Genomic DNA, 21,157 nt, shown 5'->3' on the forward strand with positions numbered 1-21,157 from the left:
TCCAACCCCCATCCAAGGATACGCCCATGTCGCCTGTTCCCAGCCGCCCCGATGCCCTGCGTGCCGCCCTGAGCCAGATGGGCGTGGATGGCTTCATCCTGCCGCGTGGCGATGAGCATCTGGGCGAATATGTCGCCCCCTGCGCGGAACGGCTGGCCTGGCTCACCGGCTTTACCGGCAGCGCGGGGCTGGCGGCCATCCTGCCTGAGCGTGCCGCCGTGTTCTCTGATGGGCGCTACATTACCCAGATGGACCAGCAGGTTGATGGAACAGCGTGGGAACGGCTGCACATCACCCGGACCCCGCCCGCCAGCTGGCTGGCGCAGCATGGCGCACAACGGCGCATCGGCTACGACCCGCGCCTGATTGCCGAGAGCGCGCTGCGCCCGTTCAATGATGCGGGGCTGACGCTGGTGCCGCTGGCCGAAAACCCGGTCGACCGGATCTGGACCGACCGCCCTGCGCCCCCCTGCACGCCCTGCGTGCCCCAGCCCGAGGCATGGGCCGGGCAGGCCAGCGCCCCCAAGCGCGAAGCCATTGCCGCCAGTCTGCGCGCGGCAGGCGAGCACGCGCTGGTGCTGAGTGACCCGGCCTCGATCGCGTGGCTGCTCAACATTCGCGGCGCCGATGTGCCCTACACCCCGCTCAGCCTGAGCTTTGCCATCGTGCATGATGATGCCCGGGTGACGCTGTTCATCGACCCGGCCAAGGTGGCAGGGCAGACGCGCGACTGGCTGGGGGCCGACGTGACCCTGCTGCCGCCCGCAGCACTGGAGGAGAGCCTGCGCGCCCTGGCTCCGGCCCGCGTGCAGGTGGACCCAGCCCGCAACGCCATCTGGTTCATGCAGGTGCTGGAACAGGCCGGGGCGACCGTCATCCGCAAGGATGATCCCTGCCAGTTGCCCAAGGCCATCAAGAACCCGACCGAGCAGGAAGGCAGCCGCCGCGCCCACCTGCTTGATGGGGTTGCGATCTGCCGCTTCCTGCACTGGCTGGATGAAAACGCGGCCCGCACCACGGAACTGGCTGCGGCCGAAAAGCTCAACGGCTTTCGCGCCGACTGCCCCGATTACCGTGAGGAAAGCTTTCCCGCCATCTCCGGCGCGGGGCCGAATGGCGCGATCATCCACTACCGCGTCACCCCCGAAAGCAACCGCGCGCTCCACGCCAATGAGGTCTATCTGATTGATAGCGGCGGGCAGTATCCCTTTGGCACCACCGACATCACCCGCACCATCTGGACCGGGCCGGATGCGCCTGATGCGGATGTGCGCGATGCCTTTACCCGCGTACTGCGCGGGCATATCGCGCTGGCCCGCGCGCGCTTCCCCACTGGGGTGACCGGGCACGCGCTCGATGCGCTGGCCCGCCATGCCCTGTGGGAGGGCGGCCTGAATTACGACCACGGCACCGGCCACGGCATTGGCAGCTACCTGTCGGTGCATGAGGGACCGGCCACGATCTCACCCGTGTTCCGGCCCGTGGCCCTGCATGCGGGCATGATCCTGTCCAACGAGCCGGGCTATTACCGGCCCGGCGCGTTTGGCATCCGGCTTGAAAACCTGCACCTGATCCAGCCCAGCACTGTGGGGGAGGCCAACCGCTCGTTTATGGAATTCGAGGTGCTGACCCTTGCCCCCTTTGACAGGCGGCTGATCGATGCCACGAGCCTTTCAGCAGCCGAAACTACGTGGCTGGACGGCTATCATGCACGGGTTTTTGAAAGCATCGCGCCGCATCTGCAAACTCCGGCGCGCACATGGCTTGCGGCGGCCTGCGCGCCGCTGCACGCCGGATAATGTGACTGTAAAACCACCAGCCCGGCCCCGTGGCCCGATTGTCACGCCGGACTGGGGGGCCTAGGACTTTTAACCAGTTCCGACGGGGCACCCGGCAACGAACCGGGTCCGCCAAGCCGGTGCGTATGCTGAAACGCTTTTCAGTAGCAAGCACTAAAGGGAGACGTTCGAGAATGTCCGCAGAAAAAACAATTCCCGCTACCCTGATTCCCGGTGATGGAATCGGGCCTGAAATTGTCGACTCCGTTGTCGAAATCCTTGATACCGTTGGCGCACCCTTCAAATGGGAAAAGGCGCTTGGTGGTGTTTCCGCCCTTGAAGCCACCGGCAGCCCGCTGCCCAAGGAAACGATCGAGAGCATCCGCCGCACCGGCCTTGCGCTGAAAGGCCCGCTGACCACGCCCGTCGGTGGTGGCTTCAAGTCCATCAACGTCACACTGCGCCAGGAGTTCGGCCTGTTCGCGAATGTGCGCCCCACAAAAACGATCGTGCCGGGCGGGCGCTTCGAGAACATCAATCTCGTCATCTTCCGTGAGAACCTCGAGGGCTATTACGCGGCACTCGAAAACTACATTCCCGTTGGTGATGACCCGCATGCCATTGCAACGAGCGCAGGCTACACCTCGCGCGCGGAATGCAACCGCATCGTGCGCTATGCCTTTGAATACGCGGTCAAGAACAACCGCAAGCGCGTGACACTGGTGCACAAGGCCAACATCCTGAAGCTGCTGACCGGCCTGTTCCTTGAGGAAGGCCGCAAGGTCGCCAAGGAATATGAAGGCCGCGTGGAAGTGAACGAGCGCATCGTTGACGCCTGCGCCATGCAGCTCGTGACCGATCCGTGGCAGTATGACTGCATTGTCACCACTAACCTGTTTGGTGACATCCTGTCCGACCTGACCGCCGGTCTGGTTGGCGGGCTTGGCCTGGCACCGGGTGCGAATATTGGCGAGAAGGCCGCCGTGTTCGAGGCCGTGCATGGTTCCGCCCCTGACATTGCGGGCCAGAACAAGGCCAACCCGACCTCGCTGCTGCTCGCTGCCAACATGATGCTGCAGCATGTGGGCCGCCAGGACCTGGCCACCCGCATCGACAAGGCCATCGAGAAGGTCATCTCCTCGGGCGCCGTGCGCACCGGCGATCTTGGCGGCAAGGCCAGCACGACCGACCTGACGGCAGCGCTGAAGCAGGCTGTTTCCTGATTTTCGGTGCATCCTGCGGCGGGGCGACCTGCCGCAGGTGCCTGCAAAAAGGGCCGTGGCATGATCGCCACGGCCCTTTTTGCGTTTATGCTTGTGAAGCTTTTTGAAAAAAGCTTCACCAAACACTTCTGATCCTAACTGCCGCGATAGGTCGAAAACCCGAACGGCGAGGCCAGAAGCGGCACATGGTAATGCCCACCCTTGCCATCTGCCCCCGCTGGCGCGATGCCAAACGCGATCGGCACCACATCAAGGAACGGCGGGTCTGACAGCGCCGCACCCTGCGCGCGGAAATAGGCAGCCACGGCAAATTCCAGCCGGTAGGCGCCCGGGCGCATCTCGCCTGTCTGCTGGCCCAGTTCGGGGCAACGGCCATCGGCGTTGGTCACGCCACGGAACAGGCAGTCCTGCCCCGCCCACAGGCTGATGGCCATGCCAGCGGCGGGCCTGCCCGATACGAGATCAAGCACATGCGTGGAAAGGGTGCTCATACGTCATGCTCCAGGCGTTCGAGCACATCGGCCAGGCGGAGTGCTGCGATCTTGTTGATCTCGGCCAGCGCGGTCTGCTGCTCGGCCTCGGGCGTGTTTTCCAGCCGGGTCCGCAGTCCGTTCAGGATGGCCTGCTTGTCCGAGCGCCGCACGCAGATGATGAAGGGCATGCCGAATTTGGCGGCATAGGCCTCATTGAGCGCGCGGAAGTCGGAAAACTCATCAGGCGTCAGCCGGTCCAGCCCGGCGGAGGCCTGCTCGGCCGCCGAGGCCGAGGTGAGCGTGGGGTCAACCCCCATGCGCTGCGCCAGTTCAGGGTGAGCGCGGATAAGGGCCATCTTTTCGGCCTCATCGGCCTGCTCCAGCACCAGCGCCATGGCGGCCAGCATGGACTCATGCCCGGCAAAGGGCGCATGGCCATGGGCGCGCTGGGCAATCCAGGGCGAATGCTCGTATATCGGGCCGAACAGCTCTACAAACCGCACGGCGGAGAGCGCATTGACCCGGTCAAAAACGCGGTTCATGCCGGGTGCGTCTCCAGCCAGTGCCGCGCGATGTCCAGCCGGGTAGCGACCCACACCTTCTCGCGCTGGGCAATATAGTCAAGAAAACGCGCTACTGCCCGCGCACGACCGGGGCGGCCCGCCACGCGGCAGTGCAGGCCCACCGACATCATGCGCGGCCTGTCCGCCCCTTCCTCATACAGTTCATCAAACGTGTCGCGCAGGTAGTTGAAGAACTGCTCGCCCTCGGTAAAGCCGTTCAGCGCCACGAAGCGCATATCGTTCACATCAAGCGTATAGGGCACGACCAGTTGCGCCCGGCCAGAGCTGCGGTCGTAATAGGGCAGGTCATCAGCGTAGGAATCAGCGTCATATACAAACCCGCCTTCCTCGGCCACGATGCGGGCGGTATTGGGGCTGGTGCGGCCCTGGTACCAGCCCAGCGGGCGCGATCCGGTCAGCTTTTCATGCAGCGCGATACATTCAAGAATATGGGCACGCTCCACGGCCTCGGGCACGTGCTGGTAGTCAATCCAGCGCAGCCCGTGCGAGGCGATCTCCCACCCGGCTTCCTTCATCGCGGCAACTGCTGCGGGGTTGCGCGCCATGGCGGCGGCCACGGCAAAGACCGTAAGCGGCTGCCCGCGCTGCGTAAAGATGCGGTGCAGCCGCCAGAACCCGGCGCGTGAGCCATATTCATACAGGCTTTCCATCGCAATGGCGCGGGCGCCGGGAATGGACTGCGCCCCCACCATCTCGGACAGGAATGCCTCCGACCCGCGATCACCATGGAGGACCGAGTTCTCGGCCCCCTCCTCGTAATTGATGACGAACTGGACCGCGATCCGCGCCCCGCCGGGCCATTTTGCATCGGGCGGATTGCCCGCGTAACCAACCATGTCGCGCGGATAGGCACCTGTGTCAGACATTACGCCGGGTCTCCTGTTATCAGTCGTTATAAGCGGCAAGGGCGGCATCGACGCCTGCACCCGCGGCAAAGCCGTGGCCTTCATGGCGCAGAACGGTTTCGAGCGCGCCCATGGTCAGCAGCACCTTGTGCTTCTCCGCATTGTAGCCCATGGCCCCGATGCGCCAGATCTTGCCCTGCAGCGGACCGAAGGCGGAGCCGATCTCGATCTCGAAATCCTCGCGCATGCGCGCGCGCACCTTCTCCCCGTCAATGCCCTTGGGAATGTACACGCCGGTCACGTTGGTCATGCGGTGTTCGTCGCCACCAAACAGTTCGAGCCCCATGGCGCGCAGCCCGGCGCACACCGCGCGCGAGGCGCTGGCATGACGGGCGAAGCGGGCCTGAAGCCCTTCCTCAAGCACCACGCGGGCGGCTTCACGCGCGCCATACAGCATGGTGGTGGCCTCGGTATGATGGTTCAGGCGCTTTTCGGACCAGTAATCCATGACCATGGCGAGGTCGAAATAGTTCGACGGAATGCGCACGCGGGTGCCGTCCGTGGTGTCGCTGCCGCGAATGCCAGCCTCGACATGACGGCGGGCGAAGATGTGCTCGGCCGCACGGTCGGAGATGGTGATGGGGGCCGAGCCCGGCGGGCCGCCCATGCACTTCTGCAGGCCCGAACTCACCACATCCACGCCCCAGCGGTCGGTCGCCACTTCCATGCCGCCCAGCGTTGCCGTGGTATCGACATAGGACAGCACATTGTATTTGCGGCAAAGCGCGCCCACGCCATCGAGCGGCTGGGCCATGGTGGTGGACGTATCGCCATGAATGCACGCCAGCACATGCGGGCGGTGGGTGATGATGGCGTCCTCGATCTGTTCAAGGCTCGCCACCTTGCCCCACGGCAGGTCCAGCGTCACGATCTCGGCGCCGATGCGCTGCGCGATCTCGGAGAGCAGCAGGCCAAAACGACCCGCGCGCACAATCAATAGCTTCATGCCCGGCTCGACGAGCGAGACGAGGGCCGCCTCGATGCCCGCGCGCGCCGTGCCATCAACCAGCAGGGTCCAGCGGTTGTTGGTCATGAACACCTGACGGTAGAGTTCCATCGTCTGGTTCATGTAGTCAGTCATTTCGGGGTCGAACTGGCCCAGCATGTCGGCCGCCATGGCGCGCAGCACGCGCGGGTGCGCGTTGACCGGCCCCGGCCCCATGAGCAGCCGGGCGGGAGGGTTGATCTGGCCGAAAAAGGTCTGGGTCATCCGAAATGTCTCTCAAAAAGTCCGATAAAGGCGATCATGGCCCGCAGCGCCGCATCCACATCCGCGTCGGTCACGGATTCCGCCGGGTTATGGCTGATGCCGCCCGCGCAGCGGATGAACAGCATGGAAACCGGGGCCAGATGCGCCATGATCATGGCATCATGCCCGGCACCGCTGACCAGCAGGCGCGGCTCTGTTCCCGTCACATCGCGCACGGCCTGCTCCATGAAGGATGTCAGGCGCGGGTCACACGGGGTGGCGTCAAGATCCTGCTGCACGCTGATGGCGACTTCCAGCCTGCGCGCCTGCGCCACAGCGCGAGCCACGGCCAGGATTTCCTGCGCCGCCCGGTCACGCGCTTCATTGGTGCCAGCCCGCACATCAAGCGTGAACACCACCTCGCCCGGCACCACGTTGGCGGCACCCGGCATCACATCGAGCGACCCCACGGTAGCCACCAGCCCCTGCGTGCCCGCGCGGCCGATGCGCTCGGCGACGAGAATGATCTCGGCGGCCCCGGCCAGCGCGTCGCGCCGCAGGTCCATCGATACGGTGCCCGCATGCCCCGCCATGCCGCGCAGGGTGATGCGGTAGCGGTGCTGGGCGGCAATGGCGCTGACCACGCCAAGGGCCCGGCCCTCTGCCTCGAGCACCGGCCCCTGCTCGATATGCGCCTCGACATAGGCAAGGATCTGCTCTCCCTTGCGGGATGCCTTGTGCATCTGGCCTGCATCCAGCCCGAATGCTTCGAGCGCCGAGGCCAGCGTTGCGGTCTCGGCCCAGTCGCGCATGGCGGGATCGGGGGCTTCGAGCACGCCCGCCACGGCATGCGAGGTCAGCATGCCTGAGGGAAAGCGCGAGCCCTCCTCATCGCCAAAGCCGATGACTTCCAGCGCGAAGGGGAAGCGCCTGCCCGCTGCCGCGAAATGGGCCACGGCCTCGATGCCGAGGATGACGCCCAGCATGCCATCAAAAAAACCGCCATCGCGCACGCTGTCGATATGCGAGCCGAGCAGCAGCACCGGGGCATCAGGCGTCAGGCCCTCATACCGGCCCAGCAGGTTACCTGCCGCATCCATGCGCGTGGTCATGCCCGCCGCATGCATCCACGTGGCCAGCCGGTCGCAGGTGGCGCGGTAGGATGGGCCGAGATAGGGGCGGAACAGCCCGCCCTCCATCTCGGAATACGGCGCGCGCCCCAGTTCGGCGCAGCGTGCAACCGCACGCTGGCCCGAAGGCTGATCCATGCCCGCCTGTGCGTTTACCATGCTGCTACACACCCGTCGCTACGCGGATCGGTCGCCCCTTCGAGCAGGCCGGATTCATGGCGCACCAGCGCGCCCGCATGCCCCATGATGGAGGAAAATGGCGCCACGCGTTCCATCTGGTGGCCTGCGGCACTCATGCGGGCAATCACCTCGGGGTCGAAGCGGTCCTCGTATTTCAGGCTGACGCTGGATTCCCCCCATGTGCGGCCCAGCAACCAGCGCGGCGCCGTTATGGCGCGCTGCAACGGCATGCCGTAACGCGCGTAGCGGGTGAATACGGCCGCCTGTGTCTGGGGCTGTCCCTCGCCCCCCATGGTGCCGTACACCATGGTCCGGCCATCCTCGAAGCGCGCGCCCGCCGGGTTGAGCGTATGGAACGGCTTGCGGCCTGGCTGCAGCCCGTTCCACCCCTGCGGGTCAAGGCCAAAGCTGGTGCCCCGGTTCTGCCACACAACACCCGTGCGCGGCAGCACCACGCCCGAGCCATATTCAAAATACAGGCTCTGGATCATGCTCACGGCCAGCCCGTCGGAATCGATCACGCCCAGCCAGACCGTATCACCCTGCTGCGACTGCCAGGGCCACGGTGCCGCCTTGTTGGGGTTGATGGCGGCTGCCATGCGGTCGAGCGCCTTGCGGTCATCAAGGATGTCCTGCGCCTGCACGGTCATGTAGGCGGGATCGCCCACATGCGTGTCGCGATAGCGGAACGCCTGCTTGGTGGCTTCAACCAGCCCGTGCAGGTAATCGAAATCATTCGCTTCCGCCGCCTTGAGCCGGTCGAACAGCGCCAGGATCAGCAGCGAGGCCACGCCCTGGGTGGGCGGCGCCATGTTGTACAGATCCGCGCCGTGAATGCGGGCATGGAGCGCTGGCTGGTGGGTTGCCCTGTGCGCCTGCAGGTCGGCCAGGGTGAGCGGGCTGCCAAGGGCCTGCAGGTCAGCGGCGAGTTCACGCGCCACCGTGCCGCGATAGAAACTCGAAAGCCCTTCATCGGCCAGTTGGCGCAGCGTCGTGGCCAGGCGCGGATTGTGCAGGATGTCGCCTGCCTGCGGCAGCTTGCCACCGGGCATGAACTGCGCGGCAAAGCCGGGTATATCCTTGAGTTCTTCCACCTTCTGGCGGGTGATCTCGGCAGCACCAGCGGTTACGGGCACGCCCTGCTCGGCATAGTACAGCGCATCGCGCAGCACGCGGCCAAGCGGCAGGCCCGGCGCCATGGCGTGGCTCCAGGACAGGGCCATCTCCCACCCCGACACCGTGCCCGCGACCGTATTGGCCGCAAGCGGGCCACGCCACGGAATCGTGTCATGGCCTGCGGCGTGATAGAACGCGGCATCCGCCTTGCCTGCAGCCGCCCCGCAGGCATCAATGGTTTCAACCCTTCCATCGGGCCACATGGTCAGCCAGAAGGCATCGCCCCCGATGCCGGTCATGTGCGGATAGACCACGGCCAGGGCCGCGGCGGTGGCCACGGCGGCCTCAATGGCCGTGCCGCCTGCCTTGAGCACGTCAAGGCCTGCCTGGCTGGCAAGGTGGTGGGGGGATGTGACCATCCCCCGGCACGAACGCGGCGTGTTCAGCATGCCTTTTCCTTCCGTGCGTAACCCGCATCAAGCGGGCGGCAGGCGGCAAGGCCCGCGCGTTGCAGTTCGGCGGCTACGGCGAACAGTTTCGCCTCGGCACCCGCCGCGCCAATGAGCTGGATGCCCAGCGGCAGGCCGTCTACAGCCAGCGGCGTTGCCAGCACCGGCAGCCCGGCCAGGCTGATGGGCTGGGTATAGATGCCCAGATTGGCCCGCGCGGAGACACTCTTGCCATCCACCATGATGGAGGGCTGGTCGATGCGCGGCGCAACACCCACCGTGGTGGGGGCCACCAGCACATCGGCCTGCGTGAAGGCTTCATGCACCTGCGCGCGGAACCACCGGCGGAAGCGCTGCGCCTGCACAAAGGTGGCGGCAGGCAGCATGGCGCCTGCCATGAGGCGGCTGCGGGTGGCGGGGTCATACTGCATGGAGCGCCTGCGCAGGCGGGGCAGGTGCAGGTTCCCCCCCTCCGCAGCACTGATGAGGAAGGCCGAGGCCCGCGCCCGCGCGACCTCGGGCAGTTCAATCACGCGGTCATGGCCCAGATGCGCCATCACGCCATCAATCGCGGCACTCAGTCCGGTGCTGATATTGCGGGCGAACCAGCCCCCCAGCCGCGCCACTTTCACGGATGCCACATCGGGCAGGGCCGATACATCCCGGCCTGACATGATGGCATACACCGCCATCAGGTCTTCGAGCGTGTCAGCCATGGGGCCTGCGGTATCGAGGCTGGCCACGAACGGATAGACCCCGCGCAGCGGCACCTGCCCAAAGGTGGGCTTGAGCCCCCACACCCCGCACAGCGCGGACGGAATGCGGATCGAGCCATTGGTGTCCGACCCCAGCGTAAAGGGCAGCAGCCCTGCCGCCACGGCGGCCGCCGACCCGCCGGAGGAACCACCGGCAAGGCGGGCATGGTCATGCGGGTTGCGGGTGGTGCCGTTATGCGCGTTCTCGGTGGAGAAGCCGTAGGCGAACTCATCCATGTTCAGGGTTGCCACCGGCACGGCGCCGGCGGCGCGCAGGCGGGCGATGACGGTGGCGTCCTCGGTGGCGGGCAGGTTGTCACGCAGCACGATGGAGCCTGCGGTGGTGACCTCGCCACGCACGTCAAACAGGTCTTTTACGCCAAAGGGCACGCCCGCGAGCGGACCGGGGTCGCGGCCTGCGGCAATGGCCTTGTCCACCTCCTCGGCCTGCGCCACGGCGGCGGGGCCAAGGATGCGGGTTACGCTGTTGAAGCGGGTATCACGCGCCTCGATATCGGAAATGACCGCCGTGACCACGCCCACGGCATTGCGGTGGCCTGCGCGTATGTCAGCGGCGATGCCGAGCGCTGCCCCCATGGCGCGCGCACTCATGGCGCGTACTCATAGGCTGGCTCGCAGTCATCAGGCAGCACGAAGCCTGTCACGAGGTCGGCATAGCCCTGCAGCAACGCCGTGTTGGCCAGGACATCGGGCAGGCAGGCCACCGGAATGTTCAGGCCGATGATCCGGGCCATGTCTGCCACGGGGGGAACCGTGTGGTCATTGCTTGCCCCCGCGCCGGCAACGCCCGGCGCGGAAGGTGAAAGGCTTACAGCGCTGCTCATCTACTCACTCTCTCCCGAATGGATAAATCTACCCGGGGCGCATCATGCAACAGGAGGATCGAGACTGACCAGTTCCGCCACGTCATAGGACAGCAGACTTTCAAGGTGCTGCTGGCCATCGGCCACGTACAGGTCACGCCCCAGCCCATGGGCCAGGCGCTCGACGCCAAAGCGCATGCCGCTGATAGAAGCGCCCGACAGCCCCATGCTCGGCGTGGCCGAGAACGTGAAGTTGTGGATGTTGGCCAGCATGGGCGCCAGCGGATCATCCTTGTGGCGCGGCAGGAACTGATAGCAGTCGCCCAGATAGGGGTAGCTTTCCAGCACCGCGCTCTCGGAACCGGCAGGTGCCGTGTAGCGCTCGCCCCACAGCGCGACGGAGGGCGCAAACGATGCGGTCTCGGGCCGGCGCGACAGGTCGGTGGCGAAGCCGGTGCCGATGATCACGAAGTCAAAGCGCATCTCGCCGGTGGGCGAATCAACAACGATTTCATCGCCTTCCATGCGTGCGCCCGTCCAGGGGCAGCCGGTGCGGTAGGCGAAGTTTTCATGCTTGCGGCACCGCCAGAACGTATCCTGCGGCGGCGGCTGGTTGAGGTCGAAGATACGGCGCATGAAGCCCCAGCGCAGATCATCGGACAGGGCCGGGTAGTAGGCGAGGAAGCCCGTATTCTCCATCCACCGATACGGGTTGATGGAAGGGATTTCCTTGCGGCGCAGGCACAGCGTCACGCTGCCGGCACCATCCTCAAGCGCCGTGGCGGCGTTATCGAACGCCGAGGCCCCGGCGCCGAGCACGCCAATGCGCTTGCCCTTGAGTGCCGCGAAATCGATCGCCTCCGACGTGTGGGCATAACGGTCGCGCGGCAGGCCTTCACGGATGAAGTCGGGCACATGCCACGTGCCACAGCCCTCGATGCCGGTGGCCAGCACCAGCTTGCGGGCATAATGCACGTGGCTCGTGCCATCCGGGCGGCGGAAGGTCAGGCGCAGCAGGCCATCCTCCCACGTCACACCCGTGAATTCATGGTCGTTGGCCACCGGCAGGTCGAGGATGTCGCGGTACCAGTCGAGATAGGCCTGCCAGTCACCACGGGGGATCTTGTCCAGCTTCTCCCACGCGGTGGCGCCGTACTGCGCCTCATACCATGAGCGCGGGGTGAGAGAAGGCACGCCAAGGTCGGGGCCGGTCACGTATTTGGGGGTGCGCAGCGTGATCATGCGCGCGAATGTCACCCACGGGCCTTCGCCACCTTTTGAGGCCCGGTCGAATATGCGCACGTTGGTGATGTTGTTGCGCTTGAGCGCAAAGGCCGTGGCAAGACCACCCTGCCCCGCGCCGATAATCGCCACATCAAGCACGCGCTGGCCATCACGTTCGATGGGAGGAATCCATTCCTTGCGCGGGTAGCGGATGATTTCCAGATCACGGCGCACGGCTGCATCGAGCGCTGCCAGCCCCCCGTCTTTCGGCTGCATGTTGGTATCCATCTGCGGGTCCCCATCTGTTTTTTCGTCTTTTGCTGATGCAGCCCCGTATGACGTCCCCCGACGCCATACGGATATCCCCCAACCGCACCATGATGGATTGATCTAATCAGCCCGCAGGGTGTTTCGTCCAGTAGAATGATTTCATCGTTACGTTGCGTAAATCGCAACAGTAGTCAGACCACCCGCTCGTCGCTCACGCCCTGCACGCGGCGCAGTTCAAGGCGCAGCTCCTCGATAACGGTTTCCAGCAGGGGCGGCAGCCAGCGGGATTCGCGCACATAGGCCCCGAGGTCGGTCACGGCGCGGGTGTCACGCAGCGGCACATGGCGCAGGCTGTCCTGGCCGGGCTGCACGCCCACCGCAAGCGGCGACTGGAAGGCCAGCCCCGCGCCTGCAAGCACCATGCGGTTGGTCAGTTCGATCGAGCCGGTCTGGAGCACGACGTTCAGCCGGTCCTGCCACGGACGCAGCATGGGCTCCATCACGCGGTAGAGCGAGAGCGTGCGCGTGGGCAGGATCAGGCGGTAGGCCACGCATTCCTCCACCGTCACGGTGCGCAGGTGCGCGAGCGGGTGATCCGCGCGCACAATCGCGCCCACGGGAAAATGCCCCACCGCCACCCGCCGCAATTCGGGGTAGAGCGCCAGCGAGAACGCGATGCCAAGGTCAACCCGCCCATCCTGCAACGCCGAGACGATGGTCTTGGGCGCGCCCACCTCCACATGCAGTTCAACGGCGGGAAAGGCGGAGATGATGCGCTCGAGCAGCGCGGGCAGGAGCTGGCCCGCAATGCCTTCCACCGCCATGATGCGCAGCCTGCCATCATGCCGCCCGGACAGGGCGTTGATCTGCTCCTCCGTGCGGGCGGCATCCTGCATCACGGTCACGATATGGCGGGCCATGATGGTGCCCACCTCGGTCAGGACCATGCCTTCGGGCAGGCGGTCGAACAGGGGCGCGCCGATCTCGGCCTCCATCTGCGCAAGCTGCCGCGTGAGTGCTGATGGGGTGACATTGAGCCTGCGCGCCGCCTCGCGGATGGAACGGCATTCCCGCACCGCATTGAAGTAGGAAATGCCCCGCGCGTGCAGGCGCATCATGCGGGGCGTGCGCGAAAGCGGATCGTTCATAAGCGTTTCTCATCCCCATCTGCATCACACCCTTCCTGCGGCGCGTGCAGGAAGCGCGTGACGATTTCCGCCGCCACCAGCGCCGCAATGACCGGGGGCCGCTTGTCACGCACGCCCTGCCCCCCGATCGGGCAGACCATGGCATTGATGCGGTCTTCGGGCAGGCCGAGCGCACGGAAGGCCGCGACAAAACGGCGGCGCTTGGTGTGCGAGCCGATCAGGCCCACATAGCGAAAATCGCCCCGTTCGAGGATGGATGCAACAATCACGCTGTCAAGCGCGTGGCTCTGGGTCAGCACCAGTGCGCCAGAACCGGCGGGCGCACCGGCTACAAGGTGCTGCCAGTCGCCATCATCATGCACGTCCACCCCTGCGGGAATGACGGGGCCGAATTCATGCGGGCGCGAATCGCACCAGGCCAGCCGCAGCGGCAGCGGCGCCAGCACATGGGCCAGCGCGCGGCCTACATGCCCTGCCCCGAACAGCACAAGCAGCGGCGCCGCGCGCCGCTGGCGCTCGAGTTCCGCCATGATGCCGTCCAGCCCCTTGCCATCGGGCACATCGATGAACAGCACCACCTCGCCCCCGCAGCACTGCCCTGAGCGACCGCCGAGGTCGATGCGCAGTTCCTGCGCCCCGCCCCCCGTGGCGAGCAGGGCGCGGGCGTGATGGATGGCATTCCATTCCAGATCACCACCGCCCACCGTGCCGGACTGCTCCGTGCTTGTGACCAGCATGAAGGTTCCCGCCTCACGCGGGGTGGACCCGCGCGCGGCGGCCACGCTGATCCGGGCCACCGGCTGGCCCATGAGCCGCCACCGGGCCAGATCGGCGCGCATGTCCATGCTCATGGGGTTCAGCGGGCGGGAGGCTGGCCGCAGCGCAGGCGCTCTGCCGTGCGCAGGATCATCTCCGGCGTGGCGGGCGCGTCGAGCCGGGGGCAGGTGCGGTAGCCATCAAGGCTGGCCAGCGCATCCGATATGGCCTGCAACACCGACACCCCATGCACGAAGGGCGGCTCACCCACCGCCTTGGAGCGGAAGATGGTGTGCTCGCGGTTGGGCGCGTTTTCCAGCAGATCGACATTGAACACGCGCGGGCGGTCGGAACAGGCGGGAATTTTATAGGTGCTGGGCGCGTGCGTGCGCAGGCGGCCCGCATCATCCCATACCAGTTCCTCGCATGTCAGCCAGCCTGCGCCCTGCACGAAGCCGCCCTCGATCTGGCCAATATCAAGGGCCGGGTTCAGCGACTGGCCCGCATCATGCAGGATATCGACCCGGTCGATCCTGGTCTCACCCGTAAGGAGGTCGATCACCACCTCCGAACATGCGGCCCCGTAGGCGAAGTAATAGAAAGGCCGCCCCTGCCCCGTATCGCCATTCCACGAGATCTTGGGCGTTTTATAGAACCCGTTGGCCGACATGGACACACGCGCAAAATAGGCCTGCCGCGTAAGGTGCGAGAACGCGATGACCTTATGGCCCACATGCACGCCATCGGGGGCAAAGCGCACCTCGTCCTCGCCCACGTTCCAGTGGCTGGCGGCGAATTCAACAAGGCGGCGCTTGATGCGGCGCACGGCATCGAGCACCGCCATGCCGTTGAGGTCGGCCCCGCTCGAGGCCGCGGTGGCCGATGTGTTGGGCACCTTGCCGGTGGTGGTGGCGGTAATACGGACCTGGTCGGTGCCAAGGCCGAATTCCCGCATTGCCACCTGCACCATCTTGGTGTGCAGGCCCTGGCCCATCTCGGTGCCGCCGTGGTTCACCTGCACCGAGCCATCGGTATAGACATGCACCAGCGCGCCCGCCTGATTGTAATGGGTGGCGGTGAACGAGATGCCGAACTTGACCGGGGTGATGGCAATGCCACGCCGCAGGTAGGGGCTGGCCGCGTTGAACTCACGGCACGCCGCGCGGCGTTGCGCGTAATGGCAGCGCCGGGCCAGTGCGGGCAGCAGATCGTGGGTGATCGAGTCTTCCACCACCATGTTGTACGGCGTCACGTTACGGTCATGCGTGCCATAGGCGTTGCGCAGCCGGACTTCGAGCGGATCGAGGCCGGTGGCGAACGCGATCTCCTCGATCACGCGCTCGGCGGCGACAATGCCCTGCGGGCCGCCAAAGCCCCGATAGGCGGTGTTGGACTGCGTGTTGGTGCGCAGCGGCTCCGAGCGCAGGCGCACATCGGGGTAGAAATAGGCGTTATCGGCATGGAACAGCGCGCGGTCGATGACCGGGCCGGACAGGTCGGCCGACCAGCCACAACGCGCGGCGAGCACCATGTCCACCGCCACGATCCGGCCTTCATCGGTAAAGCCGACATCGTAATCGATCACGAAGTCATGGCGCTTGCCGGTCATGGTCATGTCGTCATCGCGGTCGAGGCGCATCTTGGCAGCACGGCCCGTCTTATCGGCCACGAGGGCAGCGAGGCAGGCACAGGCATTGGCCTGCGTTTCCTTGCCGCCAAAGCCGCCGCCCATGCGCCGCACCTCAACGGTAATGAGGTTTGAGGGACGGTCGAGCACATGGGCAATCATGTGCTGCGTCTCGGTCGGGTGCTGGGTGGAGGAGGTGACATGCATCTCCCCTTCCTCGCCCGGGCGGGCAAGGGCGACCTGCCCTTCAAGGTAGAAATGCTCCTGCCCGCCCACCGTAATGCGGCCTGAAAGCCTGCGTGGCGCATGTTCCAGCCCGGCCAGCGCATCGCCACGCTTCATTTCCATCTGTCGCCAGACCATGGGGCTGCCGTTTTCACGGGCCTGCGCAATGTTCAGGATAGCGGGCAGGTCTTCATATTCCACCTGCGCCAGACGCGCGGCACGCCGGGCCGCGCCACGCGTGGTGGCGGCAACCACGAACAGGGGCTGGCCGTAAAACGAGACAAGATCCTTGGCCAGCAGCGGCTCATCGCCCTTGCCCACCGGGCTGATCTGGTTCTCGCCCGATATGTCGGCTGCCGTATAGACCGCCACCACGCCCTCGGCCTGCCGCACGGCGTCAAGGTTCATGGACACGATGCGGGCATGGGCGCGCGCGCTCAGCCCGGGCACGAGGTGCAGCGTGCCACGGGGCTCGGGCAGGTCGTCAATGTAACTGGCCGTGCCCTGCACATGCATGGCCGCGCTCTCGTGGCGCAGGCTGTCCGATGCGCCGCCGGGCACGAAGCCCGCAGCCAGTACGGGGGCGGCGGTGGCCGCGATGTTTGCATCAGCCATGAGCGTGTTCTCCCGTGGCGGCACAGGCGGCGTGCACGCTGGTGGGCACACGGGCGGCCTGCGGCCCGCAATCAGCGTAAAGCCGGGTGAGCAGGTTGGCGGCTACCGTGCTGCGGTACCACGCACTCGCCCGCATGTCGGTCAGTGGCGTAAAATCCTTCATGATCGCCTCACGCGCGGCCTGTAGCGTGGCCTCATTCCATTTGCGGCCCGCAAGGGCTGCTTCCGCAAGCAACGCGCGGCGCGGGGTGGCGGCCATGCCGCCAAAGGCGATGCGCGGATTGCTGATGGTGCCATCGGGCGCAAGCGTGAGCGAAAACGCAGCCAGAATGGCCGAAATGTCCTGATCGAAGCGCTTGGACACTTTCCACGCGCGGATGACCGTATCGGGCGCGGGAGCAGGAATGGTGATCCCTTCCACGAACTCGCCCGGCGCGCGGTCCTGTTTGCCGTAATCGATGAAAAAATCTTCCAGCGCGATGGTGCGGCGTGCCTCACCGCGGCGCAGGTGCACGCTCGCCCCTGCCGCGATCAGCACCGGCGGCCCATCGCCAATGGGCGAGCCGTTGGCAATGTTGCCGCATACCGTGCCTGCATTGCGCACCTGCACCGAGCCGATGCGGCGGAATACTTCCTCATCCGGCTGGGGCAGAATTGCCGCCAGGGCTGCGCGGGCTTCCTGCCATGTAACGGCAGCGCCGATGTACAGCCCTTCTGCCGCAGGCTCGATACGCCGCAGGTCGGCAATCTGGCCAATCGAAACCACATGCGGCAGTTCGCGCAGGCCCTTGGTCACCCACAGCCCCACATCGGTCGCCCCCGCCACGATGCGGGAATCGGGGTTTTCAAGCAACGTATCGGCCAATGCATCAGCCGTGGCGGGAATGGTCAGGCGGCCCGTGGGCGTGGCGATGTCAACCGTGGCCCCATCACGCAGGGCACGCAGGCGATCGGCCATATCATCCGCCATGGCATCGAAATGGTCCGGCCCGGCCTGCATGGCGTGGCGCATGGCGCGCACGATGGGCGCATAGCCGGTGCAGCGGCACAGATTGCCTGCCAGCATGTCGTCAATGCCGCGTTCATCCTGCGCAAGTCCTGCGGCCTTGCGGCCCGCCACCATGGACATGACAAAACCCGGCGTGCAGAACCCGCATTGCGAGCCATGATGCGCCACCATGGCCTGCTGCACCGGGTGCAGCGTGCCATCGGGCGCGCGCATGTCCTCGATGGTCAGCACCTGCGCGCCATCGAGCATGCACACGAACTGGATGCATGCATTGACCGCACGCCAGATCAGGCGCTCGCCTTCCAGCCGCACCACCAGCACCGTGCAGGCACCGCAATCGCCTTCGTTACAACCTTCCTTGGTGCCGGTCAGGCCACGCTCCTCGCGCAGCCAGTCCAGCAGCGTGCGTGTTGGCGCGATGTTGTCCAACACATGATACTCGTTTCCGACATAGAAACGGATATCGCGTCTGATCCCCGTCAAACCTGTTCCCTCATTCCTGTGGCCACGGACTGCCTCACCCCCCTCAAGGCAGACAGCCGGAACAGCCATTGATGTTTCCTGATCCTACCCTGCCACTCCGCCCGAAAGCAAAGGGGCAATGCCATGAAACGTTTTTTCAGGATGTGGTTTGAAACGTCGCCTTTTCTTTAAAGAAGGCGGCATCCAAAAACTTTCATCATTGTTGTCAGGACGTTAATTTTTAAACAGATAACCGCGCCGCCTGCCGCATCCGCGCCGACAGGCCGGGCTGGAACGCCGGGCAGGGCACGTAGGCACCCCGGCCCGCCCCCTCCTGCAGCGCCCCGTTGCGCAACGCCACCACGCCGCCCCGGATCACGCATACCGCCTGCCCGCCCAGCATGATGCCACCATACAGGCCGCCCGCGCTGGCTGGGCGCATCTCCTGCGCATCGGGGTTCCACAGCACGAGATCGGCATCGGCACCCGGCATGATGGCCCCCTTGCGGGGGTAAATGTTAAACGCCCTTGCCGCCGCCTCCGACGTGGCGCGGACGAATTCCTCCGCCTCCATCACGCCCGCCTGCACGCCATGCCGCCACACCACGCGCATCCGCTCGGCCAGCCCCTCCGGCATGCCGTGCGCCGCCTGCCCTGCCGGGCTGAAGCCACTGGCCACCATGCCCACCGCGCCACAGGCCAGCGCGCCCCACAGCGCGCGCCGGTGCGTACTGTCCCGAAAAGGGGGGCGGGCCAGATAGGGGGAAGCATCATCAGCGTCATACACAGCCTCATCGAGCACAAGATGCGGGGCGAGCACATGCGCCTGCACGCGCTGGGCCTGGGCACGGGCGGCAATAATGGCGGCACATGAACCCGTGGTTGAAACCGGCCCCACATGCACCGGCGCCCCCACCAGTCCCGCCAGCATGATGGCGCGGCCTGCGGCTTCCGCCTCGATGGCGGGCGGGCAGGCCAGCAGGCAGGCCTCGGCCCCGCTCACCCCCGCATGGTCAAGGGCCGCGCGCAGGTAAGCCATGGCCTGCGCGTTCTGTGCCTCGATCACGCATAATGCGCCAAGACCCGCTGCATGGGCCGCCAGATCAAGGATTTCACGATCCGCCATGCCCGATGCCATGGACAGGTGAAAGCTGTTGACCCCATGGGCCGCCAGCATGTCCATGCCGCCCATGACAGCGCCACCGGCATCAGGCAGCCCCATGCACAGCCCGACATCAACCGGCGCGTGGGCCGCTGCCTGCCGCCAGTCGCGCCAGGCCTGCGCCATGTCCCGCCCGTGGGGCCGCATCACATCAATGATGGTGGTGGTGCCGCCTGCCAGCGCCCCGGCCGTTGCGGCAAAACCGGCCTCATCCACGCCAATGCCGGTGTGCGGGTCAACGCCGCCCGGCAGCACCAGCAGGCCATCGGCGTCAATGACCGTGCAGCCGGTGGGGACGTCAAGCTCCGGCCCCACGGCCAGAATTTCCCCCACGCCGCCGCACAGCACGTCCACCCGCAGGCTGGCCTGACCCGTTACGACCATGCCGCCGCGGATCAGCAGCAGGTCGCGTTGCTCTCCGTGCTTCATGCCCGCCCCCTGTTACCGATATGCCTGAGCGTTATTGAAGGAACGCCGCCTTTTTGGAAAAAGGCGGCACCCAAAAACTTTTATCCTGAACCAATTTTCCACTTAATGGTCGCGGATACGCACCGGCATGTCCATGGCGCTGCCCAGGCGCTCAAGTCTGCGGCGCACGCTCTCGCCCTGCACCACATCGCGCCCCGGCGCGAAATGCAGCGACAGCGTGCCGCCCGCCATTTCCAGCCGCGTGCCATCAAGCAGGGCTTCCGTGCCGCCACTCACCGTATAGGCCAGCCGCAATGCCTGCCCCAGCACCACGGCATGGGCAAACTGCGCGGAGTCAAGCAACTGGCGCGAGGGCTGCAGATACGCCACCGACAGGTCGGCCCCGTAGCGCACCGCAAGCGTCAGCGACAGGAAAGCCCGCGCCTGATGCGTAAAGCCCACGCCCTGCAGGCGCAGGATGCGCAGGTAGGTCTGCTCGGCACGGTATTCAGGGTGGTCATGCGCGCCAACATCCGACAGCCAGCACGCCACCGCGCGCAGGCGGCTGGCCACGGCGTCTTCATCGGGGAAGAGCGGTGCTGTCCAGTCAGCCAGGCGCTCGGGCAACTGCATACTGCGGCCAAGCATGCTGCACATCTCGCGCGCCACGGCATCCTGCGGGTCGTTATCGGCCACGCTGGCGGCGACATTGCGCATGTACCACCCCTCGCGCAGGCCATCGACGCAGAAGACCAGCCCGTTGGGCTGCGCATGCCGCATGAGCCGGCGCAGCACGGTAGCGGCAAAGGGCGCATCATCCAGCCGCTTGCGCGGCACGCCGGGCAGGCGCTCGATCGAGCGTTTGTTGGCGCCCAGGATCCAGTCCGTCATCTCGCGCGCGGTGTCGGGTGCAAGCTGGTAAAGATGCACGATATTGAGCGGATAGGCCGTGCGCGCGATCTGCATGCGCGCCAGCGCGCGAAAGGCGCCACCCACCAGGTACAGATCCTGCCCGCGCACATCCTCCAGCCAGCCCACGCGGGCCAGGTCTTCATCCACCAGCGCACGCGCGCGCGACAGGTCGCCATCGGCGCGGTCATTAAGCCGGATCACGCCCAGCGGCAGGGTGCAGGCATCGCGCTTGCGCCCGTTCTCGATGCGGATCAGCTCAAGCGAACCGCCGCCAATATCAGCCACCAGCCCGTTGGCATCAGGGATACCGCACAAAACGCCGGTAGCGGAATAATCGGCCTCCTCCTCCCCGCTCAATATACGGATCGGCACGCCGGGCAGGCGTGATTTCAGGCCCGCCACGAATTCAGGCCCGTTGGTGGCATCGCGCACCGCCGCCGTGGCCAGGACCTCGAAGGGGCTGGCCTCCATGCCACGCGCAATGGCGTTGAAACGGGCCATGACCTCCATGGCCAGCGGCACCGCCGCCTCGTTCAGTCGGCCCGTGGCGTTGAGCCCCCGGCCCAGCCTGAGCACGACCTTCTCGTTGAAAATGGGCGCGGGATTGCGCGAAATGCCGTCAAACACCACAAGGCGCACGGAATTCGAACCCAGATCAATGACCGCCGAACGGCGAAACCCGCCAGCACCCGTCACATCGCGCCCCATATGCTGCCAGCGCGTTCTGCCTTGA

17 protein-coding genes are annotated in these 21,157 nt (G+C 66.0%); 2 read left to right on the forward strand and 15 right to left on the reverse strand.

Going from position 1 to position 21,157, the window contains the following annotated elements:
• Positions 1–26: 26 nt before the first annotated feature.
• Together R5N89_RS10065 and R5N89_RS10070 are read left to right on the forward strand one after the other, a co-directional pair.
• Positions 27–1,799, forward strand: coding sequence for an aminopeptidase P family protein (locus R5N89_RS10065; RefSeq protein ID WP_110566481.1), 1,773 nt, complete (start codon positions 27–29; stop codon positions 1,797–1,799).
• A 173-nt stretch (positions 1,800–1,972) separates the two neighbouring features.
• Positions 1,973–3,001, forward strand: coding sequence for an isocitrate/isopropylmalate dehydrogenase family protein (locus tag R5N89_RS10070; protein WP_110566483.1), 1,029 nt, complete (start codon positions 1,973–1,975; stop codon positions 2,999–3,001).
• A gap of 134 nt (positions 3,002–3,135) precedes the next feature.
• On the opposite strand, the gene uraH is transcribed toward R5N89_RS10070, so the two are convergent.
• The 15 genes from uraH to R5N89_RS10145 form a co-directional block, all read right to left on the reverse strand.
• Positions 3,136–3,492 carry a hydroxyisourate hydrolase gene (gene uraH, locus R5N89_RS10075; RefSeq protein WP_110566485.1) on the reverse strand — a complete coding sequence of 119 codons (357 nt, stop codon included), beginning with the start codon at positions 3,490–3,492 and terminating at the stop codon, positions 3,136–3,138.
• On the reverse strand, positions 3,489–4,016 hold the full coding sequence (uraD, locus tag R5N89_RS10080) for a 2-oxo-4-hydroxy-4-carboxy-5-ureidoimidazoline decarboxylase (RefSeq protein WP_110566487.1): 528 nt from the start codon (positions 4,014–4,016) through the stop codon (positions 3,489–3,491). Before uraD ends, uraH begins: the two co-directional genes overlap by 4 nt.
• Positions 4,013–4,924, reverse strand: a complete 912-nt coding sequence (gene puuE / locus R5N89_RS10085; RefSeq protein WP_110566489.1) for an allantoinase PuuE — start codon at positions 4,922–4,924, stop codon at positions 4,013–4,015. Before puuE ends, uraD begins: the two co-directional genes overlap by 4 nt.
• A 19-nt stretch (positions 4,925–4,943) precedes the next feature.
• Positions 4,944–6,173 (reverse strand): alanine--glyoxylate aminotransferase family protein, encoded by a 1,230-nt coding sequence (locus R5N89_RS10090; RefSeq protein WP_110566491.1) that lies wholly within the window; start codon positions 6,171–6,173, stop codon positions 4,944–4,946.
• Positions 6,170–7,441: an allantoate amidohydrolase gene (locus R5N89_RS10095; RefSeq protein ID WP_110566493.1), complete on the reverse strand. Its 1,272-nt coding sequence runs from the start codon at positions 7,439–7,441 to the stop codon at positions 6,170–6,172. Before R5N89_RS10095 ends, R5N89_RS10090 begins: the two co-directional genes overlap by 4 nt.
• Positions 7,435–9,027, reverse strand: coding sequence for a gamma-glutamyltransferase family protein (locus R5N89_RS10100; RefSeq protein ID WP_110566495.1), 1,593 nt, complete (start codon positions 9,025–9,027; stop codon positions 7,435–7,437). Before R5N89_RS10100 ends, R5N89_RS10095 begins: the two co-directional genes overlap by 7 nt.
• Positions 9,021–10,394 carry an AtzE family amidohydrolase gene (locus R5N89_RS10105; protein WP_110566497.1) on the reverse strand — a complete coding sequence of 458 codons (1,374 nt, stop codon included), beginning with the start codon at positions 10,392–10,394 and terminating at the stop codon, positions 9,021–9,023. The genes R5N89_RS10100 and R5N89_RS10105 overlap by 7 nt, the downstream gene beginning before the upstream one ends.
• Complete coding sequence (locus R5N89_RS10110) at positions 10,391–10,627, reverse strand: DUF4089 domain-containing protein (protein ID WP_110566499.1); 237 nt, start codon at positions 10,625–10,627, stop codon at positions 10,391–10,393. The genes R5N89_RS10105 and R5N89_RS10110 overlap by 4 nt, the downstream gene beginning before the upstream one ends.
• Positions 10,628–10,669: 42 nt before the next feature.
• The gene (locus R5N89_RS10115) at positions 10,670–12,118 is read right to left on the reverse strand and encodes a SidA/IucD/PvdA family monooxygenase (protein WP_110566501.1); all 1,449 of its coding nucleotides are present in this window, start codon (positions 12,116–12,118) and stop codon (positions 10,670–10,672) included.
• 173 nt (positions 12,119–12,291) lie between these two features.
• Complete coding sequence (locus R5N89_RS10120) at positions 12,292–13,248, reverse strand: LysR family transcriptional regulator (RefSeq protein ID WP_110566503.1); 957 nt, start codon at positions 13,246–13,248, stop codon at positions 12,292–12,294.
• Positions 13,245–14,099, reverse strand: a complete 855-nt coding sequence (gene xdhC, locus R5N89_RS10125; RefSeq protein ID WP_110566505.1) for a xanthine dehydrogenase accessory protein XdhC — start codon at positions 14,097–14,099, stop codon at positions 13,245–13,247. Before xdhC ends, R5N89_RS10120 begins: the two co-directional genes overlap by 4 nt.
• Positions 14,100–14,104: 5 nt before the next feature.
• A complete protein-coding gene (gene xdhB, locus R5N89_RS10130; RefSeq protein ID WP_110566507.1) occupies positions 14,105–16,471 on the reverse strand; it encodes a xanthine dehydrogenase molybdopterin binding subunit in 2,367 nt (788 codons plus the stop codon).
• Entirely contained in the window at positions 16,464–17,954 is a 1,491-nt protein-coding gene (gene xdhA, locus R5N89_RS10135; RefSeq protein WP_167400810.1) for a xanthine dehydrogenase small subunit, read from the reverse strand. Before xdhA ends, xdhB begins: the two co-directional genes overlap by 8 nt.
• 229 nt (positions 17,955–18,183) lie before the next feature.
• The gene (locus tag R5N89_RS10140) at positions 18,184–19,533 is read right to left on the reverse strand and encodes an amidohydrolase family protein (protein ID WP_110566511.1); all 1,350 of its coding nucleotides are present in this window, start codon (positions 19,531–19,533) and stop codon (positions 18,184–18,186) included.
• 102 nt (positions 19,534–19,635) lie between these two features.
• Positions 19,636–21,132, reverse strand: coding sequence for a Ppx/GppA family phosphatase (locus R5N89_RS10145; protein WP_110566513.1), 1,497 nt, complete (start codon positions 21,130–21,132; stop codon positions 19,636–19,638).
• Between the last annotated feature and the right edge of the window lie 25 nt (positions 21,133–21,157).

Source organism: Komagataeibacter sucrofermentans DSM 15973 (assembly GCF_040581405.1).
GTDB lineage: Bacteria > Pseudomonadota > Alphaproteobacteria > Acetobacterales > Acetobacteraceae > Komagataeibacter > Komagataeibacter sucrofermentans.